This window comes from Nitrincola sp. A-D6 (assembly GCF_000764495.1).
Lineage (GTDB): Bacteria > Pseudomonadota > Gammaproteobacteria > Pseudomonadales > Balneatricaceae > Nitrincola.
Genome location: NZ_JRLB01000004.1, coordinates 15,037 through 40,995 on the forward strand (window position 1 = coordinate 15,037; position 25,959 = coordinate 40,995).

Consider the following 25,959-nt stretch of genomic DNA (forward strand, 5'->3'; position numbering starts at 1 on the left):
TTTACTTGCGTTCCAGCTCATGTGAAAAAGCCGGAATGGTAACTTATTAAAAATAAATCAGGAGAAAACCCTCAATGCGAATTATTCTGCTCGGCGCACCTGGTGCCGGTAAAGGTACCCAGGCACAGTATATTACGGAAAAGTTCGGCATTCCGCAGATCTCCACAGGTGATATGTTACGTGCGGCGGTTAAAGCCGGTACCCCACTAGGCGTAAAAGCAAAGAAGGTTATGGATGAGGGCGGCTTGGTGTCTGATGACATCATTATCGGCCTGGTCAAAGAGCGTATTACCGAAACAGATTGTGCTAATGGTTTTTTGTTCGACGGTTTTCCGAGAACGATTCCGCAGGCGGATGCATTAAAAGAAGCGGGTGTTAAAATTGATGCTGTGGTTGAGATCGATGTAGATGATGAGGAAATCATCGGTCGTATGAGTGGTCGTCGTGTTCACCCTGACTCTGGTCGGACCTACCATGTAACTTTTAATCCACCGAAAACTGAAGGTAAGGATGATGTTACCGGTGAGGATCTGGTGCAGCGTGAAGATGATCAGGAAGACACCGTGCGGCAGCGCCTGAATGTCTACCATGATCAGACCAAGCCGCTGATCAACTATTACAAAAGCTGGGCTGAGCAGGATGCAACTACCGCACCGACCTATGTGTATGTAGCAGGTGTTGGCAGTGTTGAAGATATCCGTGACAAGGTCTTCGCCAGCTTACAGGGTTGATTAGTGCTCAGGCCCTGCATAGTCAGGGTCTGACTTTCTATTCCAGTAAAAAACCATGCCGGTGATAAAAACGCTTAAGTTGGCCTTCAGGTGCTGATTGACCGGTAAAAACCCGTACATAATCTTCAATACGTGCCATACGTATGGCAAGGCTTTCATGCGTGCGCATGGAGACATAGCCAATCTGGGTCAGATAAATGGTTCGTGCCCGAATATCGGCTTCCTGATCAGCAAAGCCGAACCGCTCAAACATCTCACGGATCGCCTGTAGTCGCCGTTGATCTGCCTGTTCGATTTCTGCTTCCACCTCTTCTGATTGCAACGCCCAGTTACGCATCGCAAACTCAAACGCATCATCAAACAGTGTTTGATCGAGCCAGCAATCAAACAGATTCAGTACCGCCTCGGTAATGCTTTCAGCATAGGCTTGCGTCTGCTGAATCAGGTTGCCGGTATTTTTATCTCGCCAGCGTTGTATTAGCGCGTCTAATAATGCCTCCCTATCCTTGAAAAACCAGTAAAAACTGGTGCGTGATAACCCCAGTTGCTTGGCTAAGGGTTGTATACGCACAGCTTCCACACCACGCGTTATCAGCGTGTCATAGGCAATATCTATCCATATTTCTGGCGAACCGCGCCAGCCGGTTTCAGGCATATTCATGTCGCGAAGAATACGGTCTTTGGTCGTTCATGGCAATCCAATGTTCACCAATGTACTTATAATTGACACATGTGTACATTTTGACTAATCTCAACGCATATAGGTTTAAAAACCTGGGTGAAACCACAGCCGGAGGCCGTTCACATGTCTAAAGATCCTTTGTTGCAACCCTATCAGCTTAAACATCTGACGCTGAAAAACCGCATCATGACCACCGCGCATGAACCGGCCTACCCAGAAGATGGCATGCCCAAGGCCAAATACCGTGCCTATCATGCGGAGCGGGCAAAAGCCGGTATTGCCCTGACCATGACGGCTGGTTCGGCGACGGTATCGAAAGACAGCCCGCCTGTATTCAATAATATTCTCGCCTACAAAGATGAAGTCGTGCCCTATATGCGTGATCTGGCCGATGCCTGTCATGAGCATGGCACGGCAGTGATGTTGCAGTTAACCCATTTGGGCCGTCGTACCCACTGGGCCAAGGGCGACTGGCTGAATGTGGTTTCACCATCGCATCATCGTGAAGCCAGCCACCGAGCCTTTCCAAAGAAAATGGAAGATTGGGATATTGAGCGGATCATCAAGGATTATGCTGATGCGGCTGAGCGCATGCATGCGGCGGGGCTGGATGGTATCGAGCTACAGGCCTACGGACATCTAATGGATCAGTTCTGGTCACCCCTGACCAATACCCTGGATGGCCCTTATGGCGGCTCTCTGGATAACCGTCTCAAGTTTACGTTTGATGTCTTACGCGAAATACGTAAACGCGTCGGCGAGCAGTTTATTGTAGGTGTGCGTTATACCGCCGATGAGCAGCTGCCAGGTGGCCTGAGTGTGGAGGAGGGGCTGCTGATTTCTGACCGTTTTAAAGACAGTGGTATGGTCGACTTTCTGAATGTAATACGGGGTCATATCGACACCGATGCCGGTCTAACCGATGTGATTCCGGTACAAGGGATGCGCAATGCGCCGCACCTGGATTTTGCCGGTGAAGTGCGTAAACGCACTGGCATGCCGACCTTCCATGCCGCCAAAATTCCGGACATCGCTACCGCACGCTATGCCATAGATTCTGGCAAGCTGGATATGGTCGGCCTCACACGTGCGCATATGGCCGATCCACATATCGTGCGTAAAATACTCGCCGGGCAAGAAGAGCGTATTCGTCCTTGTGTTGGGGCTAACTTCTGTCTTGACCGGATTTATCAGGGCGGGGATGCCTACTGTATTCATAACCCGGCAACCGGGCGTGAATTGACTATGCCGCATGATATCCCACCCGCAACTGAGCATAAGAAGGTACTGGTAGTGGGTGCCGGACCGGCTGGACTGGAGGCGGCACGCGTGGCGGCTGAACGTGGTCATGCGGTGACAGTGATGGAAGCCGCCGCTTTACCCGGTGGTCAGGTGCGTTTAACGGCTCAGAATGAGCGACGACGTGAGATGATCAGCATCATAGATTGGCGTATGGCTGAATGTGAAACCCTGGGGGTGAATTTCCGCTTTAACACCTGGGCTGAGGTCGACGATGTAATGGCCGAAGCCCCGGATGTAGTGATTATTGCAACCGGTGGCTTGCCGCATACCGAGGTATTAGCGCAGGGCAATGAGTTGGTGGTGTCTACCTGGGATATTATCGCCGGTGATGTGAAGCCAGGTAAAAATGTATTGATTTATGACGATGCCGGGGACCATGCTGCGCTCCAGGCGGCTGAAGTTATTGCCGCCAGTGGTGCCAAAGTCGAGATTATGACCCCCGACCGAACCTTTGCGCCAGAAGTCATGGCGATGAATCTGGTGCCTTATATGCGCAGTCTGCAAAAACAGGATGTAACCTTCACCGTGACTTACCGACTGGAGTCGGTAGAGCGTCATGAGGGGGGATTGCTGGCTCGGTTAGACAGTGATTACGGCGGTGTACTCAACACCCGTCATGTCGATCAGGTGGTCGTCAATCATGGCACTTTGCCACTGGATGAGCTGTACTTTGATCTCAAACCCCAGTCAGTTAACCTGGGTGCGGTGGATTATGAAGCCTTGATTGCGGGAGCGCAGCAGACGCTCGTTTCTAACCCTGCAGGTCAGTTTCGCTTATACCGGATTGGTGATGCTGTATCAGCACGTAATACCCATGCAGCGATTTATGATGCGCTGCGCCTGGTCAAAGATATTTGACAGATAGTAAGCCCGGCATGGCCGGGCTTACTTTAACTGCGGCGGAAGATATTCAGAGGTTGGTGCTAAGATCTGCAAGCCAACTGTATCTAAATTCTCTTCAGGCTTTTTTCAGTTTTTTCTTCAGCTTCTGCACTTTCTTTTCTTGCTTGGCCACTTTGGCCTTGGTGGCTTTAATGGCACTTTTGAGTTTCTTTTTGCTTGCTGACATGTATAGCTCCAATTATCTTTTTTGTAAATACAACAGTTTAAGGTTAGTCAACATAACCAGATAGGTCAAAGCCGGTGTTGGAAGTAATCGTTTTACACGCATCACCAGCTTTCAGAAACCTTTGCTGCCCACTCTCTGTTATTTTATTGTGCTGTTGCCTAACTCAGATGATGCACCGGTTCTGTACCATACACAGGCGTTTCGATTCCCTCCATACGCGCCTTTATTTGCAGCGACAGGTATTGAGAGTAGTGTCGGGACTGATGCAAATTACCGCCATGAAACCACAGCGCTTGCTGCTGTGTTGGTTTCCACATATTGCGCAGTTCTCCCTCCCATGGACCGGGGTCTTTGGTGGTGTTCGAGCCCATACCCCAGCATTTGCCCACTTTATCCGCAACCTCCTGGGAGATGATTTGAGCAGCCCAGCCATTCATCGACCCAAAACCTGTGGCATATACAATCAAGTCTGCGTCCAGTTCCGTGCCGTCGGTCAGCACCACTGAGTTGGGTTTGATGCGTTCAATTGAAACGCCTGATCTCAGCTTGATCTCTCCGTCAGCCACTAAATCTGATGCTCCGACATCAATATAATAGCCTGAGCCTCGGCGTAGGTATTTCATGAACAGGCCTGAGCCATCTTCACCAAAATCAAGCAGGAAGCCAGCATCTGTTAAGCGTTGGTAAAACTCAGCATCTTTTTCCGCTACAGCCTGGTAAGCCGGGATGTGGAACTGCGGCATGATCTCAAAAGGTATGGATGCAAATGTGAGATCGGCTTTGTAAGTTGTCATGCCATTTTCCACGGCTTCTTCAGAATAGAGTCCACCTAAAACCAGCTCCATCAGCGAGTCTGATTTGATGATGTGTGTGGAGGAACGTTGAATCATAGTGACATCCGCTTCATTTTCCCAAAGGGCGCAGCAGATATCATGAGCTGAGTTATTTGCTCCAAGAACGACGCATTTTTTGCCTTTGTAGGCTTCTCCTCCCGGATGTTTGCTGGAGTGATGTTGTTCGCCTTCAAATACATCCATACCGGGTATATCCGGTATGTTAGGGATACCCGACATACCCGTTGCCAGAACCAGTTGTTTCGGATGAAGTGTCAGTTTTTCGCCATTGCGATCGACTTCAACTGTCCACTCCTGTTTATCTTCGTCATATTTTGCCTGGGTGCAGCGGGTAGAGCCCCAGTAGTTCAACTCCATGACGTTGGTGTACATCTCTAACCAATCACCGACCTTGTCCTTGGGGGTGAATACCGGCCAGTTTTCGGGAAATGGAATATAGGCATATGGTCATACCAGATGGGATCGTGCAACGAGAGCGACTTGTAACGATTACGCCAGGTATCTCCGGGTTTAGGTAGTGCGTCTATAATAATTGTCGGCACCTCAAGCTGTCGAAGCCGAGCCCCTAAGCCTATACCCCCTTGACCGCCACCAATAATTAAACAGTAAGGCTGTTCACTGTACCCAAGGGTTGCTTGCTCATGCTGGCGCTTTTCTAACCAGGTTTGACGGTTCTTATTGGCACCATGTTCTGCTCCTTTAGGGCGGAGTTTATTGCGTTTTTCGGGGTAATCCTTTAACTCGGTCATGGTGGTTAAGAACGTCCAAGCGAGCCCTTCGCGTAGTCGCAGATAGCCTCGCCCTTTGGCTTCCCGAGTTTCAAAGGTAAACCAGGCCTCTATGACCCCATCAGTTTCTGTTGCATCCTCGTCGATTCTCCAGTTACTGGGAGTCGCTGTTGGCATAGTGGCAACGATCATGTCGCTGATAGCTGTTCGGCCTGCCAGAGTTTTAATGTTCCAGGTAAAGGCGACCAGGTCGCGCCAGTAGCCGTCCTGCTCAAATAATAGAGCCGCTTGCGCCGGTGTGTCGGAGCTCAGTGTAGCGGCTAATTTTTCCATCCAGGCAATCGCGTCAAGTGTCGGCTTATGATTAGGGGTGAGTGTGGTACGAGTCATAGGTCTCTCCAATGCAGACTATTGTTTTTGTTACTGCGTTAACACCAACATGGCTCATGGGGCAGGAGCGTCGCAGAGTAATGTTGATAACAGAGATAGAGCAGCAAACGTGCCAAAACTCAGTTTTGCAATAATCTTTGTTTTTATCCTATTAATTTAAATCAATATTTTGTTTTTTGTGTACAGTGTGTGGCGGTGGTTAGCTGATGAATTGCTATAGATTTTTTTTACAGCTGTAACGTGTTTTAGTCACACTTGTAACGCCAAACCTGGCTCAGCTTTACAGGTGTAACACCGCCATATCAGCTCAATTTAGAAAGATAGAAAGCCGGTCTTTTACAGAGTAAACTCGGGAGTACCGTGCCATAAAAATAATAGTCGCGGAGCAAGGGAAAACATGCAGAACGTAAGCCAGCGTCGTCATATAGACACAATACTTAGCTATGGTGGGCATCAATCCGTACCGGGACGCTATACGCCTACAGGTGAGCTCATCGGCCGTTCCTGGAAGCGCTGTTTGAGTGAATATGGTTTAGATCCTTGCCAGCCGAGACCCGCACGCATTGTCACCCAGCAAACCCTGCGCGAGCATCAAGATTCAGTTGATGAATTCTTGAACGTGGCGCGAGCCGGCGTAGAACAATTATATGCTCAGGTTGCCAGCTTGGGTTATGTGCTGTTACTAAGTGACTATCGTGGTATCACCGTTCAGTTCCTGGGGGATAAGCGCGATGAGCGCTTGCATAAGGCGGGGCTCTACTTAGGCGCCGACTGGAGTGAGCAATATGCAGGTACCTCTGCAGTGGGTACCTGCATCCAGGAGCAGCAAGCGCTTACCTGTCATCGGGTTGATCATTTTGATAGTTCGCACATCAGCTTAACCTGTACCGCCGCTCCGATAAAAGATCCGTCGGGTCAGTTGCTTGCGGTTCTGGATATCTCTGCTCTAAATTCTTCCCGCACACCTGAGAGCCAGAATTTTGCCTTGCACCTCACCCAGCTCTATGCGCGTTTAATTGAAGATGTTTATTTTTTAAGGCGTTATCGTCATCATTTGGTGTTTAAGTGTGATCAATCCCGCGAACTTGTACAGGTAAGCGGGCAGTTGCTGTTTGCTCTGGATGAACAAGGCGAGGTACTGGCGGCTAACACGGCCGCACGCGACCTGCTCATGCAACTCAACAAAATCGATCAGCCAAAATTATTATTACCTGAGCTGCTTGGATGCCAATGGCAGGACATCCTATCCATTAACGCTTGTCATGATGGCACGCGGGCCTTTCTGGTTGAGGGTGCTCAGCAAACCCTGTATGGCACACTTATTGAACCGAACTCGCCTACAGCGAGTCGGTTCTTCATGGCCCCCAATGCTACGCGGCAAGCTGAGCCAGTTCCTGGGTTAGACTGCCTATGTGCCGATGATCCAGCCATGCGTCAAACCCTGGGCTTGGCAAAACGCTTACGTAATAAAAATGTAAGTTTGCTCATTCTCGGTGAAACAGGAACGGGTAAGGAGGTGTTGGCGCAGGCGATTCATGCCACGAGTCATCGAGCTGACTGTGCATTTATGGCGGTCAATTGTGCCGCTATACCTGAATCCTTAATTGAAAGTGAGTTATTTGGCTATGCCCCTGGTGCCTTTACTGGCGGGCGAGCCAAAGGAGCCAAAGGGATCATCCAGCAAGCTAATGGAGGCACCCTTTTTTTAGATGAAATTGGGGATATGCCCTTACATCTACAAACCCGGTTGCTGCGGGTCTTGGCAGAAGGCCAGGTATTGCCTTTGGGTGCAGTAACACCAATTGATCTGGACATCAGAGTGCTGGCGGCGACCCACTGTAATATTCAGCAGCTTGTCGCTGACGGCCGCTTCCGTGAAGATTTATTCTATCGATTAAACGGTGCAACCCTAACCCTGCCTACATTGAGAGCACGAGCCGACAAGCAGTACCTTATCAAAACCTTGCTGCAGCAGATTAACCCCAATGTCCGGCTAAGAGCGGATGCTGTAAGTGCATTACTCGCTTATGCATGGCCAGGCAATATAAGGCAGCTTGTGAGTGTATTGACCTTTGCAGAGGCTATTAGCGAGGATGATGAAATCACTGTACACCACTTGCCTAAGGACATCACAATACATCAGTCTGAACGTCCGGTTGTCTCCTTTCCGTTACAAACGCTTCACGAACCTTTCGAGTCAAGCACAGTGGTTAGTGACTTACGTTCTTCTGAGCAAGAAAGTTTACTGGCTCTATTACGTCAGCAGCGTTGGAATATTTCGGCGGTTGCGAAACAGCTGAGCGTGTCTCGGCCCACCGTTTACCGGCGGATTAAAAAGCTGAAGATTGTTATGCCAAAGGATGCGTGTTCAAAAAATAATAACCAGGAGATAGAACCCTGACTGCGGTTGCCAGAGATTCGCGTCGTAATCGCATGCCGCGGTTAACGCGCATCAATTATATGCCACGAGTTCTTGGGTTTAGTGCGATTTTTGTTGCCATTTCCTGGCTGATTTATGTTCGTGACTGGTCCGCCGGGCTCTATCTCCTTGCGGCTGTTTACTTTCTGCTGTACCCCCATAGTGTGTATTGGTTCGACCGTTTACGCGAGTCTCACAAGGGCATCGAAATTCCTGCCATGCTATTCGATGCGTTTATGCTGTCTCTGTGGACGGTAGCTATCGAATTTTCTGGCTGGGTCAGCTTTACCTTGCTGGCCGCTGTTGTTCTCAACAACACCATGACCGGAGGCATTTCTCAATTTATACGCGCCGCCGCTTGTTATGGCTTGGGCCTGTTAGTTGGGGCCTTGTTGTTTGGGATAAAGTGGTCACCTGAGGCACCGTTGGGCATCGAAATCATTACTATGATCGCACTGCAGGTTTATATTTTTGGTGTTGCCTGGGTTTTTTCTATACAGAACCAGCGGCTATTTCGTACTAAAACCGATGCCGAAAAGAAGAATGTCATTTTTTCGACCATGCTCAAACTGTCCGATCTGGGTGATCAGTTCGAAACCCTTGAGCTCTTGGCCGACGAGGCCTTGAAAGTGTTGCAAGGCCTCTATCCGAATCAATCTTTTGGTTTTGTACTTAAAGATCCTGAGGAATCTACCCTGCATTTTTCCGCTTATACCTCGGATCTGGACGAGGAGCAGCGTGCTCTATTGTGTTACCAGTTGTCTCGCGTGTGCGAGTATTTACCTAAGGGGCAGTTCGTTAACATTGCAGATCAGGGTGATGATAGTCATGTGTTTCCGTTGAAGCAGCGTTTTGATCGTTTTCAAGGCCTGTTGCTGATTCATGGGCAGACGCTACCGAAGGAAGAGCGACAATCGATGAGGTTGTTACTGAAGCAACTCAGTACCACTATAGCCAATAAGTTGCTCTCTCTGGAATTGAAATCCGCTGCCGAGCGGGATGCACTGACTGGCATCTATAATCGGGGTCGATTGGAACAAGAAATCGCCGCTGCTCAGGCGAGACTGCGTGACAATGAGAATGCACATTTTAGCGTTATTGTGATTGATCTGATTGGTCTCAAACAGATCAACGATCAATACGGTCATATGGCGGGTGATCAGTTGATTTGCCGTGTTGCCGATGCGCTACGTACGACCTGCAGAGAGCATGACCGCCTGTTTCGGTTTGGTGGTGATGAATTTGTCATTCTCTGTAGCGATGAGTCGGGTCAAGGCGCCAAGGCCTTGATAAAGCGTATCGACCACAACGTCAAGGGGCAGGCAGTGTCTTTGCCAACCGATCAAGGTGAAGCCATAGATGTGCATATTGAATTCAGTATTGGTCTGGCAGGCTCCGATCAGGTGCCGTCGGAAGAGGTACTGAAACGTGCCGATGAGCGGATGTATGAAGATAAAAAACGCTGGTACGCCGAACGTGATAGGTACCGCTAGGTGTTTCGGGTTTGCTGATCGAGGTCAGGCGTGCAGAGCGCATTATTTGGGTGTCTGCCGCCTAAGGAGCATCAGCTTCAGGTCAGTTTTCGGGTAGGCGATACAGGGCAATATCCAGCCATCGGCCTGCTCGTTGTCATTGAGTCCATAGGGGCGCCGACCCCGGTAATCGACTGCACCCGAGTTTAAACGACAGCGACAAACACCGCAGGCGCCGTTAATACAAGCTTTGCGCAGCAAAATACCCGCATCGGTCAGCGTTTCAAAGAGACTTTTTTCCGTATGGGCGGGTAGGGTGGCTACCGGTGTATCGTCCAGTTGCAATGTTACTTCAGTCATACCGATACTGCCTAGCCAAAACCTTGGTTGCTGTCTTGGCTTATAGTTTCCTCTGCCAAAGCCTGCCAGTAAACTAATTATTCGTAGATAATTTCGCCCAGTTGCAGCTGTATCGGCTGAACACCGGCCCAAACCGGAAGTTGCATATCCTCCGGATCATCGACAGGTCCGCCGGTTCTGATTTTGGCGGCAATATTGCTTAGCGTAAATGCCAATACACTGGTGCCTTTCAGCTCCGTCGCATTGGCAGGACGAGCCTCTTTTGAACGGCCGGTATGGAACTTCTCCATCAACGCATCCAGTGCTGCAGACTTTTCCGCCTCATCGGTCACTAAACGGGCTTTTCCATACAGAATGACGCTACGGTAGTTCACCGAATGGTGAAAGGCCGAGCGTGCAAATACGATCCCATCCAGCAGTGTAATTGCAATGCTGCCTTCCGCTCCGTTAATCAGACGCTGAAACAGCCCGTTTTTGGCAGAGCCGTGTACGTACAGCGTCTCATCCATACGCCAGTGTAGGGTGGGTTGAATATAAGATGCTTGTTCACTGCCACAGGCAAGGTGACATACCAGGGCTTCATCAATAATGGCATGAATAACGGCCTGGTCATAATTGGCCCGCTTGGGGCTGCGGATAACACGGTTTCGATCGTTGATCGGATATACGCTCATAGTAATTTCCTTTGCAGTGGTGACAAGCCAGTGTAGGGGGGTGGAGTGGGTAGGAAAAGATCCAATTTATACAAGGTTGATAGATCCATTTGTCACCTGGCTGCAAACTATTCTTTGATAAGTGCGATAGCAAACTTACCAGAGCGATGTGGAGTTCTATCGTATAACTCCTTAGTGGTTTTACAGACTGGCTCTACGCCAGAAGAGTATCACCAGTAGAGGACAACATGAAAACTATCGACCAGCCCGAGCCTTTAGTATTCATGAGTTTATTTAAATGCAAAAGTTGAGGATTCAACTATGAAAAAACTATTATTGGGCGCCATGCTGATGCTGGCCTCTTTTGCAACATCGGCGGCAAGTGTGTCTATTGGTAATGCAACTTCGACGGGAAGTGGTCTTCTGACACAAGTCACGACTCCCACCATTCAATACACTTTTGGTAGTAACTTTGAGACAGGTGAAGCTGTTGCTATAGCCTGGGATACGCAATTGACAGGTGCTTCCCAGGCTCTGGTTGATTTTAGCGTGTCCTCCACGCTGGCTGATTGGTCTATGTCTATCTTTGATGGTGTTAACGAAACTCAGTTGACCAGTGGTAATGCAGCGAATACCTTTATACCTACGCTGTTTACCATGACAAGTGGAACTTTGTATAACCTCATCATGACCGGTACAGCAGCGATCACCAGCTTCACGGTTGGTTTCACGTATCCGCCTTCTGTTTCTGAAGTACCTCTTCCAGCAGCAGTATGGCTGTTTGGTTCTGTGCTGTTTGGTGGACTGGCACTGCGTCGTCGTTCAAGAAAAGCCAATATGCAGGCTGTTGCAGCTTAATCCAGGCTCACATACATAATGCTCCGAACTCTGTTCGGGGTATTTTTCAGCCTTACCTCCCGACGGCTGTCTGGAAGCTGATATATCTTGGTATTTCAGTGTGGAGGGTTAAAATGGATATATAAGTATCTATTTTATGCAAAACTAACAGGCCCAATTTTGACCCGCTTACCACTGACCCCTTTTGATCCTTTGACTAACTCCAACCTGCCACGCTATCGTCAGGTGTTTGTCTGGTTACAGCAAGCCATACTTGCCGCTGAGTTGAAAAGTGGTGAACAACTGCCTGCTACGCGGGACCTTGCCCATCAGTTGAATTTGTCTCGTAATACAGTGAAGAGCGCCTTTGAGTTGTTACAAGCCGAAGCTATATTGAAGCGCGCCAGGGTGCTGGCAGTTTTGTTATTGATTTGCCAGCCCATCTGCTGCGTCACACGCCTGCAACTAACTCAGACATCTGTATACAACCCCTCTCCCTGACTTAAATGACCGCCTGGATGCTCTGCAGGCATTTCGTATACCGGAAACACGGGCTCCTCAGCGTTTGCAGCCGGCGGTTCCTGCATTAGATTCTTTTCCGCTACAGCAGTGGAAGCGCTGTCTGAATCAGTCGCTCTCGCGGCATCAGCTGCAACACACGCCACTGGCCGGAGATCAGTTGTTGCGAGATGAACTGGTAAAACATCTGGCTACCCGCCGGGGTATGCAGGTGGATGCATCGCAATTGCTGATTACCTCAGGTTCGCAGCAAGCTCTGCATTTTGTGGCTGAGTTACTGTTGCGCCCGAATGACAAAGTGTTAGTGGAGTCACCTGGCTACCCCGGTACCGCTGCGGTCATGCGCGCAGCCGGTGCTAAGGTCGAATCGATTAGTTGGCAGTCCTTACAGCAAGGACTGCCAACCGGACTGAAGGCAAAGTGTTTGTGTGTTACCCCCTCACGTAATTTTCCCCTTGGGCATACGCTGACCTTGCAGGCTCGGCTGGCGCTGCTGAACTGGGCTGAACAGCAGCACTGCTGGATTATTGAAGATGACTTTGACTGCGAATTTGCTACCGGGCAGCCGATAACGGCCTTGTATGCCTTAAGTAAAGAGCAGCGTGTTATCTATACCGGTACCTTCAGCCGCACGATGTTTCCATCCTTGCGTCTGGGGTATCTGGTGCTGCCGCGGGCTTTAGTGCCGGGTATGCTCAAGCTGCGTGGCTATCAGGATGGTGGGCTGACACGTCTGCCCCAGCATACTCTCGGTAAATTCATGGCTGAGGGCTATTACAGTCGGCATTTGAAAAAAATGCGTCAACTCTATCAACAGCGTCGTGAAGCACTGCTGACAGCCATTTCAGCTTCCCCCTTGTCTGCGTTGCCGGTGATCGATGCGGGGGCGGGATGCACCTGGTACAGGCCTTGCCGCCGGATTGCCCGGATCAGCCGCTCTGCCAGCAACTCAATAAGGAGGGTATAGGTGCCCGTCCTTTATCGGCCTACGACCCTCTGACACAACAGCAGGGGTTAGTATTGGGATTCAGTGCAGAAGCGGCAGATCAGGTAGAGCAGGCCGTGTCACAATTGGGCCAGGTATATAGCCAAACCTTGCGTTGATAAGGGTTTTGCCTGGCCAAAAATTGACTGAGTTGATGCGGGGAAGTCTGGGTGAACATTCACTGCAGATAGGGGAAGTTAATAACTTAATAGGTTCCTGTATTAGTTGTTGCTGTTTGATTTTTGATCAGTTGCTATGCTATACATTGATTATGACGGCTGATGAAATCAGTCGATTTGAGCCACTAAAATAATTACAAAGGCCTATGTCTTCATTAGCAGCAGAACCTCCTAAGGATAACGCTGCTGAAAATCAGTCCCTGGTTTCAGCAGTTCTGCTCACTTTCAATCCAGATAACCAGTCCGTACTGGCAACACTGGAGCCTTCTCCGACTGCGCATAAAATAGACTTACCCCTGCTTCAGGCACTTTTGCAAGCACAGGGGTATGGTGAGCTCTATACATCCAGTTCAGCTATGCATGAGCTGATCACTCAAGTCAATCAGGGTAAAGCTGGCAGTATGACTATTGCCAATCGACGTGATGCTGAACTGGAATGGGTGATTAAACCCGATAAAATGGCTGTTTATCTCACGGCAGTGCCAGCTTAATGGTGGGAAAAAAATAACCCGTGAGTGGTTGGTTGAAGAGCTGCATGCCCAGGGAATAGATGAAACCTGTGTGGATCAAACCGCACTGGATCAGGTATTGGAGGCGGGTCAGGCGGAGCGTATTTGTGTCGCACGTGGTATTGAACCAGAGCCGGGATTGAATAGTCGCTTTGAAGTGCTGGTTGAGGATTGCAAGAAACTGCTTGAAGGCTATTCTGAAGAGGATCAGGTCGATTTTCATCAGGTGCAGGACTTTATAGTGGTTGAAAAGGGTGCCGTTCTGATGCGGCGCTTGCCGCCCACGTCAGGCGTGCCGGGGTTGAGCGTACTGGGTGAAATGCTACCCACTGAGCAGGGTTATGTATTGGAATTCAATGCGGCTGCAGAAGGTGCGATTATCGATCCGGATAATCCGGATCAGTTAATTGCAGCGGTGAAAGGTCATCCTATACTGATCGAAAATGGCGTATGTGTTGATCCGACATTATGGATTGATACGATTAATCTTGAGAGTGGCAGTATCGATTTTGATGGATCGGTGGAAGTGAAAGGTGATGTAACCAGCGGATTTTCTCTCAAGGCGACTGGCGATATCATTATTTGCGGTATGGTTGAAAAAGCAACGGTAATTGCCGGTCGGAATCTGACCATTGTTGGTGGTGTGGCGGGAGAGGATCTGGGGCGTGATCAGCATAATGAGCTGATTCTCAAAGCGCGCCTCAGTGCGGGCGGCAATATCAGAGCTAAATATACCAATCTGGCTTATCTTCGTGCCGGTGGCGATATTGTTATTCGTGAGTTTGTGCTGCAAAGCGATCTGTCTGCCAAGGGTGGGTTTATCTGACACAGCCGGGTAGTAAAGGCTGCATCATTGGTGGCAAAACCCTTGCCCGCACCGAAATAGTTGTCAACTGTCTGGGAAGTGACGCGAATGTCCCGACGCAAGCCAGAGTCGGCAGAATCAATTGCAAAACCAAGCTGGAAGAGCAGCTTCAGGTGGAATACAAAAACTGCCTGAAGAACTGTGAAAAACTGCAACAAGTGCTCGCCTCATTTGCAAGCTCAGAGCAAAAACCCTCAATTACGGATGTAGGTCGTAAAGTTAAGGCCACACTACTCTCTTATGAGCAGAAAGCCGAGCGGATCAAGGTCATTCAGGCGCGACTGAACGTCCGTAAACAGACCGGTAGTGATGCCATGGTGACAGTCAAGGGAATGATCTATCCCAACGTCTGCATAGGTATTGATGGTGCAAGTTTTAACAATCGGGCGCGCAAAGGAGGCTGCTCTATGGTACGTGAAGGCACTGATGTTGTTTCCCGCTGAAGGGTTCAGCGTGACAGAGTCAGTCACGCTGATAGGTGCCTACCAATCGGTTGATGCCGAGTAAATAGGGTTCAGTTTTTTCCAGCAACTCCGCCATGCTTAGTCCCGCGGTAGATCCAGAGGCTGATTCAGAGCGAGAATCCAGAAGTAGTAATGGTGCACCCCATGTCCTTCAGGAGGCATTGGACCACCGTAGCCGATCTTACCAAAATCATTGATACCAGCGGTGCCTTCGGTGCTGCCTTCAGCCAGGCTGCGAAGCGATGCGGGCAGGTTGTAGGCGACCCAATGTACAAAGCCGTAGCTGCCCTGCTTGACCAAGGGGGCATCCGGATCATGGCAAATCAGGGCAAAGGCCTGGGTACCTTCGGGTACCTGATCCCAGGCCAGTGCTGGCGAGGTATCTTCCCCCTCACCGGTATGCCTGGCAGGAATCTTTCCACCCGCATGGAAGGCGCTGCTGGTCAGTTGCATGTTTGAGAGTACAAAGCCCATACTCTACTCCTTATAGCAAGTGATAGGTGATGGGCTTTAGTATTGACCTTGCCAGCAGGTATTTCAAGCCGTGTTGTAGTTTTATCAGGGGGCAGAAAACCCCAGGCGGAGCCCAAAGCCAACAAACAGGACGCCAATCAACTTATTCAGTGCAGTTGAAACTCTGCATCCGATACGGATGCGCTGGCGCGCGAAGGCGGTGGTGAATACCAGTACATGGCTCCAGAGCGTGCCGTTGAGGTTGAATATACAGCCGAGTAGTAGAAAGGCTAGTACTTTATTATCGGCTTCAGGTGCAATGAACTGGGGAACAAATGCGAGAAAAAACAGTGCCACTTTGGGGTTTAGTGCATTGGTCATAAAGCCCTGTAGAAATACCCGGTGCAAGGGTACCGTTTGGCTGATGAGTTGTCCGGGAAGCCTTTTTATAGTTTGGCTACCTTGTTTGAATAACAGACTTATTCCTAGATAGATCAGGTAAGCAGCACCAATATATTTGATTAGGGTGAAAGCCAGAGCTGAGGTTGCCAAAAGCTGATAGACCTAAGGTAGCCGCTGAAATATGTACTAAAGTGCCAGCGGCTACCCCGAAAGCAGTTGCTGAACCAGCATGCCAGCCATACATGGCAGTACGGGAGATGACAACTAAGGTATCGGGGCCAGGAACCAGGTTGAGTAATAGTCCTGCAAGAATAAATAACGGCAGATCGATAATTCCAAACATACAGATTCCTTGCACTAGTGGTGTAAGCAATATACCTAGTTACTTTCGACAACTGCAACCAAAGCAATAATTTCTGTTAAAATCAGCCTTTATTTTTAAGAGTTGAGTTTTCATGTCTTCAGAGCGAGTGTTTGGGCTTCATGCCGTCAGTTCCGTGTTACAACGTGATTCAGGGCGGATCAAAGTGTTGTTTGTCCAGGAAGGGCGTAACGATGATCGCCTGAACGGCTTGTTGGAACAGGCCGAAGCGGCAGGTATCACCGTACAGCGTAGTGCTCGAAAACGACTGGATGCGATGGTAGAGGGTGTGCATCAGGGTGTAGTAGCTGACTGCAAAGCGATGACTACCGGAGATGAATCTGACCTGGATAAACTGCTGGCGCAGATGCCGGAAAACCCGTTGTTTCTGGTGCTGGATGGGGTGACTGACCCACACAACCTGGGTGCCTGCCTGCGTACGGCTGAAGCGGCCGGTGTACTGGCGGTGATAGCACCGAAAGACAAATCGTCACCGTTAAATGCCACCGTCAGTAAAGTGGCCTGTGGCGCCGCGGAAATCGTGCCCTATATTCAGGTGACTAACCTGTCTCGTACCCTGCAGGCTATGCAACAGGCAGGTGTGTGGATCACTGGCACGGCGGGTGAGGCTCAGCAAACACTGTTTGAGGCTAATCTGAAAGGGCCGGCTGCCCTGGTAATGGGAGCTGAAGGTAAGGGGATGCGTCGTCTGACCCGGGAGCACTGTGACCAGTTGATCAAAATTCCCATGCTGGGCAGCATCAGCAGCCTGAATGTTTCGGTGGCGACAGGGGTGTGTCTTTACGAAATGCTGCGTCAACGCGCACTCTGAGCTGACTAAGCGGTCCGGCATGCGCCGGACCAGCCTTAAATAAAGTCTTAGTTAATTTTGCTCAGTGTATGCATGGCAATCATCATCTCTTCATCTGTGGGAATAACACGCAATGCCAGCGCTGAGCTGTCGGTGTTGATGATGAGGGCATTTTTCTGATTGGCCTCGCTATCCAGTTCGGCACCGAGCCAGCGACAGCGTTCAATCACACGGCTACGCACATCAGCGTCATTTTCGCCGACACCACCGGTGAATACGATCTGCTCTATACCACCCATGGCAGCAGCAAGGCGCCCGGCTTCTTCTGCTATTCTCAAGCAGAATAAATCGATGGCTTCTTCTGCGTCCGGATGACCGGCTTTGTGCAGTTCCAGCATGTCGGAACTGATACCACCGGATACCCCAAACCAGCCGCTTTCTTTGTAAAGCAGCTTTTCAATGGCATCGATATCCATGGCATATTCGCGCATCAGATACAGAATGACACCCGGATCTATATTACCGCAGCGACTTCCCATTGGCAGGCCTTCCACCGCGGTAAAGCCCATGCTGGATGCCACGGATTTTTCATCACTGATAGCACACATGCTGGCACCCGCACCCAGATGACACACAACGGTTTTCAACTGACTGCTATCCATTTGCTGCAGTTGATGCAGAATAAATTCATAAGACAGCCCATGAAAGCCATATTTGGTCACACCTTCATCGGTTAAATGCTTAGGAATAGCATAGAGACGCTCAAGGCGTGACTGGCTGGTATGAAACATGGTGTCAAAGCAACCCACCGCTGGTAAGGAGGGTAGCAGGTTTTTAATCGCCTCTATCAGCTTCAGATTGTATGGCTGATGCAGTGGCGCGAGTGGAATAAACTGCAACAGTTGGCTGCTGGTTTCATCAGTCATTAATACTGGTTGGCTGAAGTCATTGCCACCGTGCACAATACGGTGACCTGTCGCGATCAACTCATGGCCAGGGTATTGTACCTGCAGCCAGTTAAGTACTTCATTGAGTGCGGCCTGATGACGCTGCTCCCGTCCACAGTCGCCCATATCCAGGGTTCGGGTATCCAGTGGATTTCCCTGGGCATCGGCAGCGCTAAAGCGAACGCCGTCACCCAGCAGATTGCCAAGTTTGACTACGCAGAGATTTTCCAGACCCTCCTGATTGACCTGGTAAAGACCACATTTCAGGCTGGACGATCCACCGTTAACGGTCAGCAGCGTTTTCATTTCAGGCGTCCTTTTCCGGATGGTGAACCATATGCGAAGCCATGGCGCAGGAGGCTAAGCGTCCCAGTGTGCCCTCGGCGCGACTGGTGAGTATGATCGGCACTTTGGCGCCCACGGCAAGCCCTGCAGATTTGGCGCCCGCCAGATAGATCAGCTGTTTGGCAATCATGTTGGCTGATTCCAGGTCAGGTGCCAACAGAATATCGGCTTCGCCCGAAACAGGAGAGTCTATATGTTTGTCAATCGCCGCCTGCAGGGATATGGCGTTGTCGAACGCCAGTGGTCCATCCAGAATGGCACCGGTAATCTGGCCCCGGTCAGCCATTTTGCACAGCGCCGCGGCATCAATGGTGCTCTGCATGGCCGGTTTTACTTTTTCGACAGCGGCCAGAATAGCTACTTTGGGTTTGTGGATTCCCAGAGAGTGACAGAAATTGATCGCATTCTGAATAATGTCGCGCTTGGTCAGCAGGTCCGGTGCAACGTTTATAGCGGCATCGGTGATAACCAGTGGCTTATGGTAATTAGGGATGTCGAACACCCAAACATGACTGAGACGACGCTCTGTGCGTATGCCTTTGGTTTTATGGATAACCGCAGCAAGTAGTTCAGAAGTACCAGACTGCCTTTCATCAGCGCAACGGCTTCTGCGCTACGGACCAGTCCACAGGCGCGTTCAGCCGCTTCATGGCTATGCTCGGTACTGACAATTTCGTAAGGGGAAAGGTCAATGCCTTCAGCCTCAGCGGCGGCACGAATTTTGTGCTCTGGACCGACCAGCAATGGTTCGATCAAGCCCTGCTCAGCGGCTTCTATGGCACCCATCAGACTATTGTGATCAACCGGATGGACAACGGCGGTGCGGATAGGGGTTGCCTGGCGTGCCTGCTCAATGAAAAACTCCAGTTGATCATGCACTGGCGGGCGTTCTTTACGCAAGTTAGCGGATGGATTCTTCTCAGTCATTGTCTGACTCCTTGGTTAGTCACTGTGCGTCATCATAGCAGACTTTTGGCTATTATGACGCACTGCAGCATAAGAGTCACTTTAGTTATTAAGGTTAACCTTCAGGGTGTCTTGATAAGGAGGCCATCCCAGCGGTTTGCCGCCGAGAAGATGCAGGTGAATGTGGTAGACAGTCTGCCCTGCATGGCTGTTGCAGTTGAATACGGTACGGTAGCCGTCTTCGGCAAAGCCATTATCTGTAGCCAGCTTTGCAGCGACCCATTGCAGGTGTCCAACGGTTTCACAGTCTTCTGCTGTGATGTCGTTAAGCGTGGCAATATGTTTGCGTGGAATGATGAGGGCGTGAAAGGGAGCCTGTGGATTGATATCCTTAAAGGCTATGACTTTCTCATCCTGGTAGACAATATCTGCCGGAATTTCGTTGTTGACAATCTTACAAAATAAACAGTCCATCATCTTCTCCTGCAGGCTAGTCCTGTTGTTCACGGGCTATAGCACGATAGCCAATATCATGACGGTAGAAGGCATCTTGCCAGCGAACCTGGCGTACTGTTTGATAAGCACGTTGCTGTGCATCACTGACACTGTTTCCCAGGGCAGTAACACAGAGTACCCGACCCCTGCAGTAACCACCTGATGGCCTTTCAGTGCGGTGCCAGCATGGAAGATTTTACAGTCACTGGTATCACTTGCCGGTAGTTCAACTTCATCCCCCTTGCGATAGTCGCCGGGGTATCCTCCGGCTGCCATCACAATACCTACGGCGGGACGGTCATCCCACTCAGCCGTGACCTGATCAAGTCGTTTATCCAGAGCGGCCAGACAGAGTTCCGCCAGACTGGTTTTCAGGCGCATCATGATCGGTTGGGTTTCCGGATCACCAAAGCGGCAGTTGTATTCGATCACCCTGGGCTCACCGGCTGGACTGATCATCAGGCCCGCATAGAGAAACCCGGTATAAGGATTGCCTTCAGCCGCCATGCCTTTAACAGTGGGCAGAATCACTTCCTGCATGATGCGATTATGAATGGCTGGAGTAACAACAGGGGCTGGTGAATAAGCGCCCATTCCACCGGTGTTGGGGCCGGTGTCGGCATCTCCGACACGTTTGTGATCCTGGCTGGTCGCCATCGCCAATACATGTTCACCATCCACCATGACAATAAAGGAAGCCTCTTCTCCTTCCAGAAACTCCTCGATCACCACCCGGTGTCCGGCATTACCGAAGGCGTTACCTGCCAGCATGTCCTTTACAGCGTTTTCGGCTTCTTCCAACGTCATAGCGACAATGACACCTTTACCCGCCGCCAGTCCGTCCGCCTTGATCACTATCGGGGCTCCCTGCTTGTGCAGATAGGCAAGCGCAGGTTCGATTTCAGTAAAGTTACTGTAGCTGCCGCTAGGAATCTGTTGGCGCGCCAGAAAGTCCTTGGTGAAGGCTTTGGAACCTTCCAGTTGGGCCGCAGCGGCACTGGGACCAAAAATTTTCAGGCCAGCGGCCTGGAACTGATCCACAACACCTTCAACCAACGGGGCCTCTGGGCCGACGATGGTCAGATCTATCTGGTTGGCCTGGGCGAAATTGATCAGGCTTGAGTATCCATGGCATCCACATCGACATTGCTGACCTTGGCTTCAGTCGCACTACCGGCATTGCCTGGTGCGACAAACACCTGTGTTACCTGTGTGTCACGCGCAACGGCCCAGGCCAGTGCATGTTCACGTCCGCCGGAGCCTATAATTAATACCTTCATCTTGTCTCCTGAACCGGATTAATGACGGAAATGGCGCATACCGGTGAAGACCATCGCCATACCGTGTTCATTGGCCGCATCGATCACTTCCTGATCGCGCATGGAGCCGCCTGGCTGTATTACTGCCAAAATGCCAGCCTCTGCCGCTGAGTCTATGCCATCACGGAAGGGGAAGAAAGCATCCGAAGCCATGACCGAACCTTTGACTTCGAGTCCTTCATCAGCGGCTTTGATGGCGGCGATACGGGCTGAATAAACACGGCTCATCTGGCCTGCACCTATGCCGATGGTCTGTCCATCGCGAGCATAGACTATGGCATTGGATTTGACGAATTTTGCCACTTCCCAGCAGAACAACAGGTCCCGAATTTCCTGCTCAGAAGGCTGGCGCTCAGTGACAATTTTCAGTTGTGAAACATCAATCATGCCGATATCACGGTCCTGAATCAGCAGGCCGCCGTTGACACGTTTGTAGTCAAAGGCGGCACTGCGCTGCTCACTCCATTCACCGCACTCCAGTAAGCGTACATTCGGCTTGGCTGCGACAATTTCTGACGCTTCCGCACTGACTGTTGGTGCAATAATGACTTCAACGAACTGGCGATCCACAATAGCCTGAGCCGTTTTTCCATCCAGCTCCCGGTTGAAGGCAATAATGCCGCCGAAGGCTGAGGTCGGGTCGGTCTGGAAAGCCCGGTTGTAGGCTTCCAGCAGATTGTCGCCGATAGCTACACCACAAGGGTTGGCATGTTTGACTATCACGCAGGCTGGCTCGCGGAAAGGTTTCACACACTCCAGAGCCGCATCTGTATCAGCTACGTTGTTATAGGACAGCGCCTTGCCCTGTACCTGGCGTGCGGTGGCGATGGATGGTTCAGCTGGGTTGGCTTCAACATAGAAGGCCGCTTTCTGATGTGGGTTTTCACCATAGCGCATCTCCTGAGCCTTGATGAACTGTGTATTGAAGGTACGCGGAAAACTGGCGGGTTCCAGTTCATCACCTTCAATTACTGTGCCCAGGTAATTGGCAATCATGCATCGTAGGCGGCTGTGTGTTCAAAGGCTTTGATGGCAAGATCGAAGCGTGTTGCGTGGGTGAGTCCCTGGGATGCATCCAGTTCGTGAACAATATCGTCATAATCCTGGACATTCACCACTATGGCGACATCTTTGTGATTTTTAGCCGCCGAACGCACCATAGTCGGACCACCAATGTCGATATTTTCTATCGCCATGGCCAGATCGCAGTCCGGGCGGGCAATGGTTTCGGCAAAGGGATAAAGGTTGACGACAACCATATCGATCGGCGCGATGGCATGCTCCGCCATAATGGCATCATCCTGACCACGACGCCCGAGGATACCTCCGTGAATTTTTGGGTGCAGCGTTTTAACGCGTCCATCCATCATTTCCGGAAAGCCGGTGTGATCAGATACTTCAATAGCTGGGATTTTATGCTCACGCAGCAGTTTATAGGTGCCGCCAGTGGACAGAATTTCTACGCCTCTATCGCTGAGCGCTTTGGCGAATTCAGTAATGCCAGTTTTATCGGATACGCTGATCAGCGCACGGCGAACTTGGGTGACAGAGAGCTGTGACATAAGTTATTCAGACCAGATTGTAGGTTCAGAAATTACAGGAGACCGTATTGCTTGAGTTTCTTTCGCAGGGTACCACGATTCAGACCGAGCAACTCAGAGGCTTTGGTCTGGTTATCTTTGGTGTAGCGCATAACACTTTCAAACAGAGGGGCTTCAATTTCAGACAGTACCATTTGATACACATCGGTAACGGGTTGCCCGTCAAGCTGCTTGAAGTAGCTAGTCATGGACTGGTGAACATTGTCACGTAGTGTTTGCGGTGGTGTTGTCTGCTGTGTGAGAGCGGCGTTTTTCACAACTTTGTTATCCATTGCGTTCATAAACTTATCCTGATGTCAGGCAGCAGCGCGGCACTGGGCCGCTAAAAACTCAGCCAGGGCGCTGCTCTGGAGTTCTGCTGATTCGATTGTATTAAAATGCTTCCGAAAAGCCTGTCCCTGCTCAAAGTGTTGCATGTACCAGCCGATGTGTTTGCGGGAAATTCGCACACCGAGTAGCTCACCATAAAACAGATGCAGTTCTTGCAGGTGTTGCTGCATGATTTGACTGATTTCATTTAGACTGGCTGAAGGCAACAACTGACCGGTTTGCAAATAGTGGCTTATTTCCCTAAACAGCCAGGGTTGACCTTGTGCTGCACGTCCTATCATAACCGCATCGGCACCGGTTTTTTCCAGCACTGCTTTGGCTTTCTCAGGAGAGCGGATATCGCCATTGGCAAACAGCGTATATCGATGACGTCACGAATACGTGCAAGCGTGTCGTATTCGGCATCACCCCGATAGCCATCAGCACGGGTTCGGCCATGCACCGCGAGGGCCTGAATGCCTATAGCTTGCGCCATCTGGGCCAGTTCCACTGCATTGCGGCTATCCTGACACCAGCCTGTACGCATTTTCAGCGTAACCGGAAGCTCAACCGCCTTGACCACCGCTTCCAGAATATCCTTCACCAACTCAGGTTCCCGCATTAATGCAGATCCTGCAGCCCGGTTGCAGACTTTTTTTGCCGGGCAGCCCATGTTGATATCAATAATCTGAGCACCACGCGCGGCATTCATTCGAGCAGCCTCCGCCATCATGGCCGGATCGGACCCGGCAATTTGCACAGAGCGAGGGGCTACTTCACCGGTATGATCCAGTCGGTAGGCCGATTTCCGGGTTTTCCAGAAAGCGGTATCGGATATGACCATTTCAGATACAGTCATACCCGCGCCCAGCCGACGGCATAGCTGCCGAAATGGCCGGTCAGTAATTCCTGCCATGGGAGCCAGGATCACCTTGCTGTTGATGCTGTAGGGGCCGATCCGGAACATGCAATACCTTAATGGGTCAGAAATCATCCGACACTTGCGTGCCGTAACAGGGTCGTTTCTCGGAAGGGGGACAATGATACCCCTTAAGCGCGAGTGCTCCAAGTCGAATCTGATGATTTTTTGATCTGCTTCCCGTTTCAGTGAGCTGCTGCGGGTAGCCAGGCCAGCTCGTAACCCAGCTGTCCTGGGGCAGGACGTTGAAGTAGCAAGCGGATCTGATGCTGTTGTCCCGGCTGCAATCGGTTTATTTGTTTGTCAGTAAGGTAAATGTCGGGAGAGAAATCATCGGCGGCTACTATGCGCCCACTGGCATCGGTAAAATGTAAACGCATTACAGGTAGACGAGCAGCTAGTGGGCCGGTATTGATCAGTCCTGTCAGGACTTCCAAAGTGTCTGGTTGCTCTGGCTGACGGCGTACTAGCAAGTGTGACGTTTGCAACCATGCTAAGCTTTGGCTACTCGGCGGTGTGCAATCGAACTGTACGCATAACGAGGCGTACAGCGGATACAGTAGCGGGTCTTGTGCCAGTTTGGCTCGCTCAAACCAAAGGTACTGACTAGCTAATAACACCAGAGCCAGAACAGATCCTGCAACAGCTAATGTCTGTCTGGGCGCTGGCAGGTTGGCAGCGGGTGTCAATTCTGGCGGCTCGGAGCGCATCTGACGGAGGAGTGTCAGGGGGTCTGCATTATGTTTAGGCTTAACTGGCTGTGATTTCAGGCTGATGTCAGGGCTGGATGGTTTGGTTTGAATTTGACTGGCTGTTTCGATTTTATTGAGCACACTAAATACGGTCAGACACTGGCCGCATCTGACTCGTCCATCAGCAACTTTCAACTGCCCCGGTGTGACATTGTAACGTGTTTGACAGGAAGGGCATTGTGCGACCAGCTTGCTCATGACTATTTACCGGCGGGTGGCTGTAATACGGATCCAGTTATCTTTTTCTACCGGCTCATCAACAATGAAGCTATCGCTATAGGCTTGGTGGATTTCGGTAGCTTGATGGTTTAACAGGCCAGATAGTAGTAGTTTACCACCGGGCTTGAGTAGTTGTGCAAATACCCGTTTGAGCTGAACCAGAGGGCCAGCCAGTATATTGGCTATCAGCAGGTCGGCTTGTAGTTCCGGAACCTGCTCCGGCAGGTAGGCGGTTAATTTACTATCCGGTAACTGGTTGCGTGACAGGTTGTCACGGGTTGCCATTAGTGCTTGTTGATCGATATCCACCGCAATGACAGTTTCTGCACCCAGCAGCAGTGCCGCAATCCCTAAAATACCTGAGCCGCAGCCATAATCTATCACTTGAAGACCTTCAAGCTTTTGAGTATCCAGCCATTCCAGGCACAGCGCTGTGGTCGGGTGGGTGCCTGTGCCGAAGGCTAGGCCAGGATCTAACAACAGGTTAACGGCTGTCGGATCGGGAACATCCCGCCAACTGGGGCAGACCCACAAGCGTTGACCGAATTGCATTGGGTGGTAGGTATCCATCCATGCACGCTCCCAGTCCTTGTCTTCAAGAATTTCGGCACATACCTGTGGGATTTGTTGTTCATCAGGCAGGAGAATACTCAAGCCGGAACGTATATAGCTCAGTGTAGCTTCCAAATCATGCTCAGCGGAGAAGAGTCCGGTGACGACTGTGGACTGCCATAAGGGCGTGGTGCCCAGATCAGGCTCAAAAATCGGGTTGTCCTCGGCATCCTGAAAAGTAACGGCTGCGCAGCCAGCTTCAAGTAGCAGGTCTTCAAATAGCTCGGCCTGTTCTGGCGAGGAGGGATCTTAATTTGCAACCATGACATAAGGTGTTTTCCTGAAACAAAAGCCCGCAGTAGCGGGCTTTCAGAGGAGTAGGCTGGACGTTACAGTCCGAGCTTTTTCTCCAAGTAGTGAATGTTAACACCGCCTTTGGCAAAGTTGGCATCGCGGACAATTTCCATGTGCAGTGGAATGTTTGTGCGTATTCCATCAATCATGGTTTCATCCAGTGCATTCTGCATGCGTTTCAGTGCGATAGTTCGTC

Annotated in this window: 21 protein-coding genes and 7 pseudogenes; 11 read left to right on the forward strand and 17 right to left on the reverse strand. The window is 50.6% G+C overall.

Annotated features, from left to right (window positions below; all coding sequences use genetic code 11):
* Positions 1–74: 74 nt before the first annotated feature.
* The gene (adk, locus tag LH51_RS00525; protein WP_036518739.1) at positions 75–731 is read left to right on the forward strand and encodes an adenylate kinase; all 657 of its coding nucleotides are present in this window, start codon (positions 75–77) and stop codon (positions 729–731) included.
* 37 nt (positions 732–768) lie between these two features.
* On the opposite strand, the gene LH51_RS00530 is transcribed toward adk, so the two are convergent.
* Positions 769–1,392 carry a TetR/AcrR family transcriptional regulator gene (locus tag LH51_RS00530; RefSeq protein ID WP_200881817.1) on the reverse strand — a complete coding sequence of 208 codons (624 nt, stop codon included), beginning with the start codon at positions 1,390–1,392 and terminating at the stop codon, positions 769–771.
* A gap of 144 nt (positions 1,393–1,536) precedes the next feature.
* On the opposite strand from LH51_RS00530, the gene LH51_RS00535 reads away from it, so the two are divergent.
* Positions 1,537–3,573, forward strand: a complete 2,037-nt coding sequence (locus LH51_RS00535) for an NADH:flavin oxidoreductase (RefSeq protein ID WP_036518742.1) — start codon at positions 1,537–1,539, stop codon at positions 3,571–3,573.
* Positions 3,574–3,942: 369 nt separating this feature from the next.
* On the opposite strand, the pseudogene LH51_RS00540 reads toward LH51_RS00535, so the two are convergent.
* A pseudogene (locus LH51_RS00540) lies at positions 3,943–5,756 on the reverse strand (NAD(P)-binding domain-containing protein).
* A 397-nt stretch (positions 5,757–6,153) separates the two neighbouring features.
* On the opposite strand from LH51_RS00540, the gene LH51_RS00545 reads away from it, so the two are divergent.
* Both LH51_RS00545 and LH51_RS18610 read left to right on the forward strand, forming a co-directional pair.
* Positions 6,154–8,157: a sigma-54-dependent Fis family transcriptional regulator gene (locus LH51_RS00545; protein ID WP_036518745.1), complete on the forward strand. Its 2,004-nt coding sequence runs from the start codon at positions 6,154–6,156 to the stop codon at positions 8,155–8,157.
* A gap of 59 nt (positions 8,158–8,216) precedes the next feature.
* A complete protein-coding gene (locus LH51_RS18610) occupies positions 8,217–9,668 on the forward strand; it encodes a sensor domain-containing diguanylate cyclase (protein WP_160173659.1) in 1,452 nt (483 codons plus the stop codon).
* A gap of 42 nt (positions 9,669–9,710) precedes the next feature.
* Here LH51_RS18610 and LH51_RS00555 read toward each other — a convergent pair whose 3' ends face one another.
* Positions 9,711–10,007: a 2Fe-2S iron-sulfur cluster-binding protein gene (locus tag LH51_RS00555; RefSeq protein ID WP_036518748.1), complete on the reverse strand. Its 297-nt coding sequence runs from the start codon at positions 10,005–10,007 to the stop codon at positions 9,711–9,713.
* A 77-nt stretch (positions 10,008–10,084) separates the two neighbouring features.
* Positions 10,085–10,681 carry a pyridoxamine 5'-phosphate oxidase family protein gene (locus LH51_RS00560; protein ID WP_036518751.1) on the reverse strand — a complete coding sequence of 199 codons (597 nt, stop codon included), beginning with the start codon at positions 10,679–10,681 and terminating at the stop codon, positions 10,085–10,087.
* Between the two features lie 300 nt (positions 10,682–10,981).
* On the opposite strand from LH51_RS00560, the gene LH51_RS00565 reads away from it, so the two are divergent.
* The 6 genes from LH51_RS00565 to LH51_RS23255 all read left to right on the forward strand — a co-directional run bounded on the left by LH51_RS00565 (position 10,982) and on the right by LH51_RS23255 (position 14,997).
* Complete coding sequence (locus LH51_RS00565) at positions 10,982–11,518, forward strand: VPLPA-CTERM sorting domain-containing protein (protein ID WP_036518754.1); 537 nt, start codon at positions 10,982–10,984, stop codon at positions 11,516–11,518.
* 159 nt (positions 11,519–11,677) lie between these two features.
* A complete protein-coding gene (locus LH51_RS00570; protein WP_036518757.1) occupies positions 11,678–11,998 on the forward strand; it encodes a GntR family transcriptional regulator in 321 nt (106 codons plus the stop codon).
* A gap of 64 nt (positions 11,999–12,062) precedes the next feature.
* Positions 12,063–12,983, forward strand: coding sequence for an aminotransferase-like domain-containing protein (locus LH51_RS00575; RefSeq protein WP_052063312.1), 921 nt, complete (start codon positions 12,063–12,065; stop codon positions 12,981–12,983).
* A gap of 343 nt (positions 12,984–13,326) precedes the next feature.
* Complete coding sequence (locus LH51_RS00585; RefSeq protein WP_036518761.1) at positions 13,327–13,671, forward strand: hypothetical protein; 345 nt, start codon at positions 13,327–13,329, stop codon at positions 13,669–13,671.
* The gene (locus tag LH51_RS23250) at positions 13,649–14,515 is read left to right on the forward strand and encodes a DUF342 domain-containing protein (protein ID WP_268746496.1); all 867 of its coding nucleotides are present in this window, start codon (positions 13,649–13,651) and stop codon (positions 14,513–14,515) included. The genes LH51_RS00585 and LH51_RS23250 overlap by 23 nt, the downstream gene beginning before the upstream one ends.
* Positions 14,512–14,997: a FapA family protein gene (locus LH51_RS23255; RefSeq protein WP_081960593.1), complete on the forward strand. Its 486-nt coding sequence runs from the start codon at positions 14,512–14,514 to the stop codon at positions 14,995–14,997. The genes LH51_RS23250 and LH51_RS23255 overlap by 4 nt, the downstream gene beginning before the upstream one ends.
* Before the next feature lie 19 nt (positions 14,998–15,016).
* On the opposite strand, the pseudogene LH51_RS00600 reads toward LH51_RS23255, so the two are convergent.
* Together LH51_RS00600 and LH51_RS00605 are read right to left on the reverse strand one after the other, a co-directional pair.
* Positions 15,017–15,492, reverse strand: a pseudogene (locus LH51_RS00600) (YbhB/YbcL family Raf kinase inhibitor-like protein).
* Positions 15,493–15,576: 84 nt separating this feature from the next.
* A pseudogene (locus tag LH51_RS00605) lies at positions 15,577–16,216 on the reverse strand (LysE family translocator).
* Positions 16,217–16,328: 112 nt separating this feature from the next.
* Between LH51_RS00605 and rlmB the strand changes: the two are divergent.
* Entirely contained in the window at positions 16,329–17,066 is a 738-nt protein-coding gene (gene rlmB, locus LH51_RS00610) for a 23S rRNA (guanosine(2251)-2'-O)-methyltransferase RlmB (protein ID WP_036518767.1), read from the forward strand.
* 47 nt (positions 17,067–17,113) lie between these two features.
* On the opposite strand, the gene LH51_RS00615 is transcribed toward rlmB, so the two are convergent.
* The 11 genes and pseudogenes from LH51_RS00615 to LH51_RS19745 form a co-directional block, all read right to left on the reverse strand.
* On the reverse strand, positions 17,114–18,298 hold the full coding sequence (locus LH51_RS00615; protein WP_036518770.1) for an acetate/propionate family kinase: 1,185 nt from the start codon (positions 18,296–18,298) through the stop codon (positions 17,114–17,116).
* A gap of 1 nt (position 18,299) precedes the next feature.
* Entirely contained in the window at positions 18,300–18,890 is a 591-nt protein-coding gene (locus tag LH51_RS21815; protein ID WP_327123866.1) for a bifunctional enoyl-CoA hydratase/phosphate acetyltransferase, read from the reverse strand.
* On the reverse strand, positions 18,785–19,264 hold the full coding sequence (locus tag LH51_RS21820) for a hypothetical protein (protein WP_235263362.1): 480 nt from the start codon (positions 19,262–19,264) through the stop codon (positions 18,785–18,787). The genes LH51_RS21815 and LH51_RS21820 overlap by 106 nt, the downstream gene beginning before the upstream one ends.
* Before the next feature lie 81 nt (positions 19,265–19,345).
* Positions 19,346–19,717 (reverse strand): histidine triad nucleotide-binding protein, encoded by a 372-nt coding sequence (locus LH51_RS00625; RefSeq protein ID WP_200881818.1) that lies wholly within the window; start codon positions 19,715–19,717, stop codon positions 19,346–19,348.
* Between the two features lie 16 nt (positions 19,718–19,733).
* Positions 19,734–21,018, reverse strand: a pseudogene (gene purD, locus LH51_RS00630) (phosphoribosylamine--glycine ligase).
* Between the two features lie 18 nt (positions 21,019–21,036).
* Positions 21,037–22,619: pseudogene (purH, locus tag LH51_RS00635) on the reverse strand (bifunctional phosphoribosylaminoimidazolecarboxamide formyltransferase/IMP cyclohydrolase).
* A gap of 32 nt (positions 22,620–22,651) precedes the next feature.
* The gene (gene fis / locus LH51_RS00640; RefSeq protein WP_052063314.1) at positions 22,652–22,930 is read right to left on the reverse strand and encodes a DNA-binding transcriptional regulator Fis; all 279 of its coding nucleotides are present in this window, start codon (positions 22,928–22,930) and stop codon (positions 22,652–22,654) included.
* A 24-nt stretch (positions 22,931–22,954) separates the two neighbouring features.
* Positions 22,955–23,934 (reverse strand): annotated as a pseudogene (gene dusB / locus LH51_RS00645) (tRNA dihydrouridine synthase DusB).
* Positions 23,935–24,071: 137 nt separating this feature from the next.
* Positions 24,072–24,836 (reverse strand): zinc-ribbon and DUF3426 domain-containing protein, encoded by a 765-nt coding sequence (locus tag LH51_RS00650; protein ID WP_036518780.1) that lies wholly within the window; start codon positions 24,834–24,836, stop codon positions 24,072–24,074.
* A gap of 6 nt (positions 24,837–24,842) precedes the next feature.
* Positions 24,843–25,679, reverse strand: coding sequence for a 50S ribosomal protein L11 methyltransferase (prmA, locus tag LH51_RS00655; RefSeq protein ID WP_327123868.1), 837 nt, complete (start codon positions 25,677–25,679; stop codon positions 24,843–24,845).
* A 119-nt stretch (positions 25,680–25,798) separates the two neighbouring features.
* Positions 25,799–25,959 (reverse strand): annotated as a pseudogene (locus LH51_RS19745) (acetyl-CoA carboxylase biotin carboxylase subunit); the annotation flags it as partial.